The organism is Acinetobacter sp. V2 (assembly GCF_001188385.1).
Taxonomy (GTDB): Bacteria; Pseudomonadota; Gammaproteobacteria; order Pseudomonadales; family Moraxellaceae; genus Acinetobacter; species Acinetobacter oleivorans.
In genome coordinates this window covers 1,615,667-1,627,601 of sequence record NZ_JZFB01000001.1, presented here as the reverse complement: position 1 = coordinate 1,627,601, position 11,935 = coordinate 1,615,667, and the positions used below count along the sequence as shown (strand labels likewise).

General features: G+C 38.6%; 10 protein-coding genes and 1 tRNA gene (1 of these 11 only partly in view). 8 read left to right on the top strand and 3 right to left on the bottom strand.

All coding sequences use genetic code 11. The annotated features are described in order from the left end of the window. The 4 genes from UC75_RS07485 to rpmE all read left to right on the top strand — a co-directional run. Positions 1-1,650 (top strand): MFS transporter (locus UC75_RS07485; protein WP_228137157.1); only part of this gene is annotated, 1,650 nt, incomplete at its 5' end. 2 nt (positions 1,651-1,652) lie between these two features. Then, a complete protein-coding gene (gene gloA / locus UC75_RS07480) occupies positions 1,653-2,054 on the top strand; it encodes a lactoylglutathione lyase (RefSeq protein ID WP_005307276.1) in 402 nt (133 codons plus the stop codon). 132 nt (positions 2,055-2,186) lie between these two features. Next, entirely contained in the window at positions 2,187-3,158 is a 972-nt protein-coding gene (locus UC75_RS07475) for a bile acid:sodium symporter family protein (protein WP_171056844.1), read from the top strand. Positions 3,159-3,353: 195 nt separating this feature from the next. After that, positions 3,354-3,578, top strand: a complete 225-nt coding sequence (gene rpmE / locus UC75_RS07470; RefSeq protein WP_004652835.1) for a 50S ribosomal protein L31 — start codon at positions 3,354-3,356, stop codon at positions 3,576-3,578. A 63-nt stretch (positions 3,579-3,641) separates the two neighbouring features. Here rpmE and UC75_RS07465 read toward each other — a convergent pair whose 3' ends face one another. The 3 genes from UC75_RS07465 to epmB are packed head-to-tail and all read right to left on the bottom strand — an operon-like array spanning position 3,642 to position 8,527. After that, positions 3,642-5,753 carry an EAL domain-containing protein gene (locus UC75_RS07465; RefSeq protein ID WP_128825151.1) on the bottom strand — a complete coding sequence of 704 codons (2,112 nt, stop codon included), beginning with the start codon at positions 5,751-5,753 and terminating at the stop codon, positions 3,642-3,644. Next, the gene (locus UC75_RS07460; protein WP_049837196.1) at positions 5,750-7,495 is read right to left on the bottom strand and encodes a hypothetical protein; all 1,746 of its coding nucleotides are present in this window, start codon (positions 7,493-7,495) and stop codon (positions 5,750-5,752) included. The genes UC75_RS07465 and UC75_RS07460 overlap by 4 nt, the downstream gene beginning before the upstream one ends. A 15-nt stretch (positions 7,496-7,510) precedes the next feature. Beyond that, the gene (epmB, locus tag UC75_RS07455; RefSeq protein WP_049837195.1) at positions 7,511-8,527 is read right to left on the bottom strand and encodes an EF-P beta-lysylation protein EpmB; all 1,017 of its coding nucleotides are present in this window, start codon (positions 8,525-8,527) and stop codon (positions 7,511-7,513) included. Positions 8,528-8,600: 73 nt separating this feature from the next. Between epmB and efp the strand changes: the two genes are divergently transcribed. From efp to UC75_RS07435, 4 genes are all read left to right on the top strand, one after another. Further along, entirely contained in the window at positions 8,601-9,170 is a 570-nt protein-coding gene (gene efp, locus UC75_RS07450) for an elongation factor P (RefSeq protein WP_004790907.1), read from the top strand. 164 nt (positions 9,171-9,334) lie between these two features. Beyond that, entirely contained in the window at positions 9,335-11,431 is a 2,097-nt protein-coding gene (locus UC75_RS07445) for a carbon starvation CstA family protein (protein ID WP_049837194.1), read from the top strand. After that, positions 11,431-11,736 carry a YbdD/YjiX family protein gene (locus UC75_RS07440; protein ID WP_004790909.1) on the top strand — a complete coding sequence of 102 codons (306 nt, stop codon included), beginning with the start codon at positions 11,431-11,433 and terminating at the stop codon, positions 11,734-11,736. The genes UC75_RS07445 and UC75_RS07440 overlap by 1 nt, the downstream gene beginning before the upstream one ends. A 167-nt stretch (positions 11,737-11,903) precedes the next feature. Continuing rightward, positions 11,904-11,935 (top strand) — tRNA-OTHER (locus UC75_RS07435) (it continues 45 nt past the right edge of the window).

Below are 11,935 nucleotides of genomic sequence, written 5' to 3'. Positions count from 1 at the left end.
GCAGGGGCATTATTTCTAGCTGCACATTTAGGGACTGCTAAAGGTAATTACATTTACGAAGCTTGGAAAATGACTTACTTAACCATGGCAGCGGTTATGTTAGTCGGTATTGTAACGACATTACTCGTTCGTGAACCTCAGGTAAATCGTGTCTATAAAAACTATAAGACTAGTGATTATTACCGCTTAGTTTTTGTATTTTTTATTGCTGTTATTTCGTTTGTAGTCACCTATATTTATTCTGGGCAGATTACAGATGCAATCTCACAAGCTGGAAATATAAAAGACAACGCAGCATTATTTGGTCTAGAAGCTTTAAGATTTTTAACGGCTACAGCTTGCGCCATTTTTGTGGGTTATTTACTGGTTAAATTTGGTGTAGTTAATCAGCAAATGGCGAAAGAAACGTGGATTGCACCCATTTTAGATTTCTTTAAACGTTATGGTGTCAAACTTGCATTAGTCTTATTACTTCTCATTGGTTTTTTCCGTATTTCAGACATTATTGCTGGTGTCATTTCCAATGTGTTTTATCAGGATCTGAACTTTAGCAAAGAAGAAATTGCCGAAGCAGTCAAAATCTATGGTGTGTTATTCAGTTTAGTTGGTGGATTCTTAGGGGGACTTTTAGCACAGCGCATAAACATTATGAAGCTGATGTTTGTGGGTGCGGTGTTAGCAAGTTCTACTAATCTCATTTTTATTGGGCTCGTAAAATCTGGTCAGCCATTAGATATGGTTGATGTAAAAGTTGGTGGTCAAAGCTATCAAGTTAAACCAGATGAAGTAGGTTTATGGAAATTAGAAGTTCCAAGTTCTGCTTTTAGTGGAACAAAACAAATTGAAGTAAAAGCTGCTTATGCTGAACAAAATACTGTGCCGCCTGTAGCGCGTACTCAGCCGTTACTGACCACTGAACTGGCAAAATCACCTCTACAAATTTTACCTGTTATGGGAAATGATCAGGTTTCATTAAAAGATGGAGAGGGAAGTGTTGTTGTTCGAGGTCAATACTTTGGGCAAGCTTTAACTCCTGCACAAAAAATCATAATTAGTCTTGATGGACAAAATTTTGATGCAAAAATGACTGACCAAAAAGGTGTTTTTAGTACGACCATCGATGCTAAAAAATTAGTAGCATCAACGAGTAAAGAGCTTAAGGTCGCTGTAGTAGAGGGCGAACAGAAAATACTTTCTGCATCTCATCCATATGCAGTGAGTGCGAATCTAAAAGCGACAAGTGAATTAGATGTGAATATTGAGCCGCTCCCTTACATCGATCCTCTTTCTGGCCAAACAGTTGAAATCAGCGGTAAGGTAATTAAACCATATAGTTCTTTATGGCTCTATTTTGCCATTATTGTCGATAACTTAGCTTCTGGCTTGGCTGGTGCAGCATTTATTGCATTCCTTTCAAGTTTAACGAGTGTGTCATTTACAGCTGTTCAATATGCGATCTTTAGTTCACTCATGACGCTCACACCAAAACTTTTGGGTGGATATTCAGGTACCATAGTGAGTAATATTGGCTATCCAAAGTTCTTTTTGATGACCACTCTTATTGGTATTCCAATCTTGATTTTAGTGGTTTGGGTTGGAAAGCTTTTAAAAGATCATCAAACTCATGAATCAGAAAAGGCAGGTGAATAAACATGCGAATGCTTCATACAATGTTGCGAGTAGGCAATTTAGAACAATCTTTAAAGTTCTATACCGAAGTATTAGGAATGAAGTTACTTCGTAAGCGTGATTATGAAGAAGGGCGCTTTACACTGGCATTTGTTGGTTATGGTGATGAAGAAACCAATACTGTGCTTGAGCTTACCCATAACTGGGATACATCAAGTTATGAGTTAGGCAATGCCTATGGTCATATTGCGATTGGTGTTGACGATGCCTATAAAGCGTGTGAAGAAATTAAAGCACGTGGCGGCAAAGTTGTGCGTGAAGCTGGCCCAATGAAAGGCGGTGTTACCGTTATCGCATTTGTTGAAGATCCAGATGGTTATAAAATCGAGTTGATTCAACAAGATGCTAATGCGACAAATAACTAAAAATTGACTATGACACTTTAAGATTTAGGTCTTAAAAGTCTAGCTTTATTTTTTTAGCCCAGTATGATGAACGCTTGACCAGATGGTCAATTTATCAACTGGGTTTTTTATTATCTAAAATAATCATAGGATGTGGCTATGTTGAAGTTATTGGCACTTGATCGATTTACAATTTTGTTAGTTGGAATGGTACTGCTAGCAACATTTTTTCCAGTCAGTGGTCAAGCAGCGCAATATTTCAATACACTGACTACTGTCGCGATTGCAATTTTATTCTTTTTGCATGGTGCGAAGCTGTCCCGTGAGGCTGTAATTGAAGGCGTTTTGCATTGGAAAATGCATTTACTTGTCTTCGCATTTACTTTTTTTATTTTCCCCGTGCTTGGTTTGTTAGCTAAACCGATTCTGTTACCTCTACTCGGCCAGCAGCTGTACTGGGGTTTTCTGTTTATGTGCTTTTTACCCTCTACGGTTCAATCTTCTATTGCATTTACATCAGTTGCAAAAGGGAATGTCGCTGGAGCGGTCTGTAGCGCATCTTTTTCCAATTTGATCGGTATGTTTATTACACCAGTGTTGGTGAGCTTTTTTATTTTAGGCCAAAGCCAACATGGGTTCGATCCGACTGCTTCAATTATACAAATTACATTGTTGCTGTTAGTGCCGTTTATTTTAGGGCAAATATTACGGCCTTATATTTTTCCTTATATGGCAAAAGTTCCAAGTATTGTTAAAGCATTCGATCAAGGCTCGATTTTGATGGTGGTGTATGGCGCGTTCAGTGGGGCAGTGGTTGCTGGTCTTTGGCATCAGGTGAACTGGAAAACTTTACTTATTTTAGTGGTTGCTTGTTCAGTTCTTTTAACAGTCATTATGTTATTAGCACTGTATCTACCTCGTGCTTTTGGATTTAACCGAGCAGATCAAGTCACGGTTTTCTTTTGTAGCTCAAAAAAGACACTGGCAAGTGGTGTGCCGATGGCGCAAATCTTATTTATTGGTCAGCCTTTAGGCATGATTGTGTTACCTATTATGATCTTTCACCAAATCCAATTAATGGTTTGCGGGGTCATTGCAAATTACTGGGCTAAATCTAAAGATTAATTCGCAAATAAAAAATATTTGGCGTATAATCTTGTCCACTTGTTGTGCTTAGCTCTAACCCTAGAGGTTTCGGTGGGCCAAAAGAATGGTCTGTTGTGGTGTTGATCTGCTCATTTTGAGCTTTCCTCGATTTATATTGAGAGTGATCAATTGCGATGACAGCTTAAGCCTTTCTACAATTAGGAGTAATCGACGATGCGCGCCGATATTCACCCAAAATATGAAAAATTAGTTGCAACTTGTTCTTGCGGTAACGTAATCGAAACTCGTTCTGCTTTAGGTAAAGAAACTATCTACCTTGACGTATGTTCAGCTTGCCACCCTTTCTACACTGGTAAGCAAAAGAATGTAGACACTGGTGGTCGTATCGACAAATTCAAACAACGTTTCTCTGGTATGTCTCGCTCTATCAAGCGTTAATACTGAAAAACGAAACAAAAAACGGGCTTTATGCCCGTTTTTTGTTTATGAACGACAAGACCATTATTGGTCTTGTACGTCTGTTAATCGATCAAGTCGTTTCTGGAAATAACGACCTTGTAAGAAACGTGCTTCCACATTCCAAGCGTTAGCAAATAAGTTCATATCATTAAGATCGGCAAGTAAAATCCCTACAGGTTTTACAGTCAAATAATTTAGAATCTTTTCTTGTAATTGCGCTAAACCAGTATCTGAGTTTAATAACTCTGTCTTCTTCGATTGCAATTTTAAATATTGAACATCAAGTTGTTGCAATATCGATTCACTATACATAGAAGATGTGAAATCCCGAATTGAAATTTCTGCGCCGTGTTGACGTAGGCGGGCTATAAGTTGCTGTGCAATTGCAAGGTGTGGCTGAATCGCTTGCTCTGAAAATTGTAAAATCAACGGGCTTTCTTGCTTACTACCAATAATGGTGAGTAATTTCGAAATGAGTTCAGGGGCTGATTTATCTTTGAGTAAGATATCAATATTTAAGTTAATAATCAGCTTGGCTTTCGGATACTGCGTGATGAAATTATGTAGCTGCTTGCAAGCCTCGACTAAAATCCAACGGTCTAATTGAATCGAAAGTTCACTATCATCTCGCAAAGCGGCTAAATCATTTAAATCATGCCACTGTTCATCTGCAATAAAACCACTTGTTACTTCGTAGTTATGGGTTTCTTGATCATGCTTATCATAAATCTGCTGATATTTTAAATGAATTTCACCCCGTGCTAGCTGTTGCTTTAACTGCTGCAATAACGGTGAAGGCATTGGAGCATCAACATCTTGAAGGCTTAAATCAAGTGACAGAGACGAGCTGATAGGTTCAGAAGGGATAAGATCGATTGTTGGCGTTATCTCAATTTCTGGCTTGGCCTTAGGTAACGCTTGCTGATTTGTTTGATCAAGAAGCTTTGCAAAGCTAGCTTCATTTAATGGTTCTGTAATTTGCGCATAACTCAGTTTGAATTGTACTGAGTAATTAAGTTCATTAACCGTTAATAAATGCTCTTTTTGCAAACTTTGCAGACTAGCCAATTGGGAGTTAAGGACTGTACTGTTTTCGGCTTGCAAAATGCCAAGATACGCTCCAAGTTCAAGATTGAAAATCGGCATTTGAGCCTGTTCTTTCAGAAAACTTGGCAGCTGATTAAAATATTGGCCGGGTGTTTGCCAATCTAGTTGAAACACTCGTTCTGGGCACTGATTTAGTCTGAATAAAACCAATGCATTCGCTTGAACTGGATGTGTCGATATTTGTCGATTAATTTGTTGCCAAGGCGCAGTTGCCCCGTAACTTTTTTCAGAAAATGCTGTATTTGCAGGTGTTTGTAAATCCAGTTGATAGTCAATGGTTAACTGTACGGCGTCTTCTTCCTGACTCGGAATAAATTCAAGTTTTAAAGCATTATTACCTGAAATTGCTGCATGTTGACTCTGGATTTCAAAACGAGCCTGATCAAATTGACCTAATGAAATCTTCTTAAATCTTTGTTTAAAAATATTTAAATCATTGGGTTGTAAAACATCTAAGATGGGTAGGCCGATAATCTCTTCTTCTTGCTTAAAGCCAAAAAGGTTGAGGTATTCTGTATTTGCCTTAACGTGCATGCCTTCTTGAAAGAGAGCAACTGCTTTATGACTGTTATTAACCAACGTTTGTGTATGAGAATGAATAGTCTCTAGTTCATTGGTCAGACGTTGCTCTGTCTGCAATAAGTGGCTATACGACAAGGTCCGAATAAGCGTGATATAAAAATAATCTAATGGCTCTAATGGAACTACGTCATAGATACCTTTATGAATATAGGATTGATATTGCTGAGGTTGATAATCTTCAGGTTGCAATAATAAAACAGGTAAATGTGGCTGCTCAGATGCTTGAATAAGGGAGAGTGTTTGTTCAATTTTTAGGTCATAAGCACGACCAAAAATAATAGCATCCCAAGGCGTATTTAACTGTTTTTCGAAACTTTTTAGATCATCAAGTAATAACGCATGAACTTGATAATTATTCCCCAATAATAAATTTAAAATCTGGTTATAACGTAGCTGGTTGTCATCAATAATGAGTAAACGTGTTTCAGTACGTTTTAACTTTTTAGATAATAAAGAGTTTCTCACTTTAGTGCTTCCCATAAATCTTGACTGCTAGAGTTGCTATTCTTTTTCATCATGAACTGATCAAGCAGATTTTGTTGCTGCTCATTCAGAAGTTCGAAATGAAATTGAATAAAACTTTGAGTAATGAGTTGTGCTTTGAGTAGATACACTTTGATTTCTTCTGTCCCCAATCGTAAATGAATTGTTTGTTGCTCTCTAAAAATTTGTGACCCCGGTAAAATCAGCGTATTTTGTATTTCTTCTAGATTTTGTGTTTGTAGTAATAGTGCAGGATGATAATTGCGTGTATGACGCTCTGCCTGAACATGCACTGCGCAAGGGAACATCGCCTGTGACAAAATCTCTAGACCTAACTCTAGAGATTTCTCTGTCGACTGTTTAATCCAGCGGATTACGCCACCACGCCATTGTCCATGCAAAGTTTCTTTAACTAAAATATATTCACCGGTTCTTAGATTTTTCGGTGCTTCCCCAGACCATTTAATACGATATCCATTGACACTAATATCGAGAACAGTGGTTTGATAAATGGTTTTACTTTCACGACTTAAGCGTTGATAGGATGTGGTTTGTTGTTCTTTTTTCTCTAAATTTGATAAAACTTTAGACTCACTTTGTAAGTTGTAGTTATTGTTGAGTTGTAGTGTTTCTTCAAAGTTTTTTGCTTTGGCAAGATAGAAGTGAGCTGTACTTAAACCGAAACAAATTTGTAGCTCTGCATTGTATTCATAACGTTCGTGACGACGTTGAGCTGTTGTACCCAAAATCGTTTGAACATGAAACTTTAAAGCTGGGCTTAAATAAAACTTTTCATTTTTAGAAATATATTGCGCATTTTTATGCATGGTTGCAGTCACATGCTCAAGTAAAGCCTGTGTGCCTATAAAAATGCTTGGACTAAAATTAGAGCTGCGTTTGGTGTTATAGACTGGCGGATGGTCTTTACTTGGGTCGACGACATATTTGGTTAAGGCAGTATCTTTCGGCAAAATATGAATCATTCTTGCCCAGTCAAAACTACATTGAAATAAGGCTTGAATTTCTGATTGGCGAATCTGATTCGTATTTAAAATATCGAGCAAAATTAGCTGAGCATAAGCTTGGGTAATATTTGCTAGAGGGTGGTGGATACCCTGAATATGATTAATATTGATGAGATGATATTTGTGTTGAACAGCGGTTTCGTAGAGCTGATGTGCAACCAGCCACTGTCCTTTAAGAGGCTCACTATAGAGCATATGCTGCTGATATAGGAGACTCGTTAATTGTTGTAGTGCATGAAAAGTCGATAAGGTACGTGCCGTTTGCAAATTCTTTTTTTGCTTATAGGCAAATAGAGAAAACTTTTGATGCTGTAATTGCCCATGACTATTTTGTGCAATATTTAAATAAATACTGGCGAAATAGCAACGCAGCAACATCGCTAATTCAATAATATGTTCATTACGGTCTGTACTAATAACCCCTTGGTTAAAAAAGTTTTTTTCTAGACTTGCAAGAACGTTATTAATGGTGGGATGAAGCGTTTGTATAAGATCAAAACGTAAGGTTTCACTACATTTTAATTCATTGAGCTCTAAAATGGCGGTGAATAATGCTTTTGACGTATCGCCGAGTTGCATAATAGAAAGGGTAGTGACCCATTCATTAAGATCTTTAATATTGGCTTCACAAAAGCTTAACCGCTCACGAGTGAGTTCGGTTTGATTGTGAAAAATGTCCGATAGTGCATTATTCATCATCACTTATTATATAACTCAAAATGTTGTTGCCCCAAAAAGCGGTGTTTTATTCTTTTCGCCCGCAATTTCCCTGACGAGTTTAGGAACCAAATACCCCGGTAGGTTCGCTAACACATCACGATATATATCATCTATCTCAGATGGTATTAAATCAAAATGTTGTGCACCTTTTACTTTATCTAAAACATGTAAGTAATAAGGCATAACGCGAGCTTCAAATAAACGATAACTTAAATCAATTAATGTCTGTGCAGAATCATTAACGCCTTTAAGCAATACTGCCTGATTAAGTACAGTAATGTGCTCGGCAGATAACTGCAACAATTTTGAACAGGTAAAGTCATCGAGTTCAGAAGCGTGGTTTGAGTGTACCACCAGAATAATACGCAGCCTACTGTTTTTTAATAAAGAAATCAGCTCTTCGTCGATCCGGTTTGGAATCACAATTGGAACTCGTGAATGAATTCTCAGAATCTTAATTTGTTTGAGAGATGATAAACGTTCTAACCAAAGTGCTAATTTACGGTTAGAAAGTGTAAGGGGGTCTCCACCGCTTAAAATGATTTCATTAATGTGCGGATTCGCTTCAATGTAATTTTTAATATTTAACCAATCATCATTTTTCGGTAAATTTTCTTGATAGGGAAAATGACGACGGAAACAATAACGGCAATGTACCGCACAAGCACCTGTCAAAGTCAGTAAAAAACGTGATTTATATTTATGTAATACACCGGGTAATTGATTTGCTGCTTCTTCGCCCAAAGGGTCTGTTACAAATTCAGGATGTTCTTCAAGTTCTAAATGATGAGGTAAAACCTGTAGCAAAAGTGGGTCAAAAGGGTTTTTAGCGTTCATTTTTCCGACGAACGCGCGAGGAACACGCAATTTAAACTGTTCAGAAGCCAGAATCGCACCTGATAATAGCTGATCAGAGGATAACTCGAGTAGGCTTAGCAACTCCGACGGATCAGTAATAAGGTCACTCAGTTGTGATTGCCAGTTTTGCTCTTGGTATAAATAGTTTATCATTTGACACGATTAAGATAATGCAACAACGCATTATATCGCATAGTTGACTTGTTAAGTTTGGAGTGTGCCTTTCATGGCCTATTATTCTACAAATGATTTTAAAGCAGGCCTTAAGGTTATGCTTGATGGTAACCCATGTTCAATCATGGAAAACGAATATGTAAAACCAGGTAAAGGTCAAGCGTTCAACCGTGTAAAATTACGTAACCTTAAAACTGGTAAAGTATTAGAAAAAACTTTCAAATCAGGTGACTCTTTAGAAGCTGCTGATATTGTTGAAGTTGAAATGGAATACCTATACAACGATGGTGAAATGTGGAATTTCATGGATCCTGTATCTTTTGAGCAAATCGCTGCAGACAAAACTGCAATGGGCGATGCTGCAAAATGGTTAAAAGACGATTCAAATGAAAAATGTACAATTATGTTGTTCAACGGCGTACCTTTAACTGTAAACCCGCCGAACTTCGTTGTATTAAAAATTGTTGAAACTGATCCGGGCGTACGCGGTGATACATCTGGCGGTGGGGGTAAACCTGCTAAGCTTGAAACAGGTGCAGTTGTTCGTGTTCCGTTATTTGTTCAGCAAGAAGAAAGCGTTCGTGTAGATACTCGTACTGGCGATTATTTAGAGCGTGCATAATAGTTAAAAAATAAACTATTATCGAAGGGATGATGTAAATCATCCCTTTTTTTATGCGAAAGTATAAGAGGAAAAAAATTAAAGGAGGAGTACAGTCACAAGGATTTGATAGAACAGTACATAACAATATAAAAATGCTGTAGTTATTTATTGAGAGGTTAAGAATGGACACAATGCAAGCGAAATCTACGCTTCCCTCCAAGCTGGTCTGGAGCCTAGTGGCAATTATAGGTGCAATTTCTTTTGGGATGCTGGCACTCAGTCGTGGTGAACATGTTAATGCGGTTTGGCTTGTACTGGCTGCAGCATGTGTATATAGCATCGCATATCGATTTTATAGTCTATTTATTGCAACTAAAGTATTTGAATTAAACCCAAGACGTTTAACCCCAGCCCACCGTTTAGCCGATGGTCTGGATTATGTTCCCACCAATAAATATGTACTTTTTGGTCACCACTTCGCTGCGATTGCAGGAGCGGGGCCATTAGTCGGACCAATTTTGGCTGCACAAATGGGTTTTTTACCAGGGACAATCTGGCTACTGGTCGGTGTGGTTGTCGCGGGTGCAGTACAAGACTTTTTAGTTTTATTTATTTCAACGCGTCGAGACGGTCGTTCGCTAGGTGAAATGGCAAAACAGGAACTGGGTTCTTTTGCTGGTATCGTTGTAATGCTTGGTGCGCTTGGGGTGATGATTATTATCCTAGCGGTATTGGCTTTAGTTGTGGTTAAAGCACTTGCCCATAGTCCATGGGGTGTTTTCACGATTGCAGCAACTATTCCAATTGCATTATTTATGGGCGTTTACATGCGTTTTATTCGCCCGGGACGTATTGCTGAAGTTTCGATTATTGGCTTCGTCTTAATGATGCTTGCAATTGTTTACGGTGGACATGTTGCAGCAGATCCTTATTGGGGTGAGTTTTTCACCTTAACAGGAACACAGCTTACATGGTGCTTAATCATTTATGGTTTTATCGCCTCAGTCTTACCTGTCTGGTTATTGTTAGCGCCACGTGATTATCTATCAACATTCCTTAAAATTGGTGTCATTCTCGGTTTAGCAGTCGGTATTATCATTGCATTACCTGAACTGAAAATGCCAGCAGTGACTCATTTTATTGACGGTACTGGCCCTGTTTTCTCGGGTAGCTTATTCCCATTCCTATTTATTACCATTGCCTGTGGTGCGATTTCTGGTTTCCATGCGCTTGTATCAAGTGGTACAACACCAAAACTCGTCGATAACGAAGCGGATATTCGTGTGATTGGTTATGGCGGTATGCTCATGGAATCATTCGTCGGTATCATGGCAATGATCTGTGCAACTGTCTTAGACCCAGGCGTGTACTTTGCAATTAATGCTCCTGCAGCTGTACTGGGTACAACTGTAGAAACTGCGGCAGAAGCTGTGCGTAATTTAGGCTTTGTCGTTACTCCTGAAATGTTAACGGTGTTGGCTCAGGAAGTCGGAGAATCTTCGATTTTATCGCGTACGGGTGGTGCGCCTACCTTTGCGATTGGTATGGCACATATCATTTCGGAAATTTTCAATAGCCGTTCAATGATGGCGTTTTGGTATCACTTTGCGATTTTATTTGAAGCATTATTCATTTTAACTGCTGTAGATGCGGGTACTCGTGCTTGCCGTTTCATGGTGCAAGACACGGTTGGTATTGTTATTCCTGCGGTTAAAGCATCAGGTTCATTCTTTGGTAACTTGGTCGGTACTGCGGTTGCAGTCGGTGGATGGGGCTTCTTCGTCTATCAAGGTGTGATTGATCCACTCGGTGGTGTTAACTCCTTATGGCCTTTATTTGGTGTTGGTAACCAAATGTTGGCTTCGATGGCACTCATTTTGGGTACAGTCATTCTGTTTAAAATGAAAAAAGAAAAATATGTTTGGGTGACCATCATTCCAACAATTTTCTTATTCATCACCTGTATGACGGCGGGCTGGCAAAAGATTTTCCACGAAAATCCTAAGATTGGTTTCTTGGCGCAAGCACATAAGGTCTCTGATGCGATTGCTCGTGGTGAAATTATTAAACCAGCTAAAAGTATTGCTGAAATGCAGACGATTGTAATGTCGAATCAGATTAATGCTGTGCTTTGTGGTTTCTTTATGATCGTTGCGATTGTGATGGTAATTGCTTCAATTGGTATTATACGCCGTGCTTTAGCAAGCCCTAAACCAACAGTAAATGAAGCGCCAGCTGTATATGCTGATCCGGAAGTGGTCACCCCACGAGGAGAGTAATGATGAATTTTAAATTTGCAAAAAATGGAACTGTCATTATTGCGAAAATCATCAAAATGACGGTGCTCTCACAAAAAGAGCTGTTGCTTTCTCCAAAGAACTGGTCGCGTATTGCAACCTTGTGGCAACGTTTGCAGCAAAGCTTTCGACTGATGGTTGGTGTTCCAGACTATCAGACTTATGTAGAGCACATGAAAGCTCATCATCCTGATTTAACACCAATGGATGCAAAGACTTTCTATCGTCATTGTGTTGATGCGCGTTATCCATCGGCAGGCGGTACTTTGAAGAAATGTCCTTGTTAAGTTGAGCTTGATATTCAGCTAAACAAAACGGTATGTGGTTAAACCATGTACCGTTTTTCTTTTTTTGGAAATGAAAAAAGTTTGCTTAAAGTCTGCTCATTTGTATTTTTTTCAATTGAAAATCACTTGTTTTGCTTTTGAAAAATGAATATGATGCTTTCCATTCTAGGTGTATAGCTCAGTTGGTTAGAGCGCTACG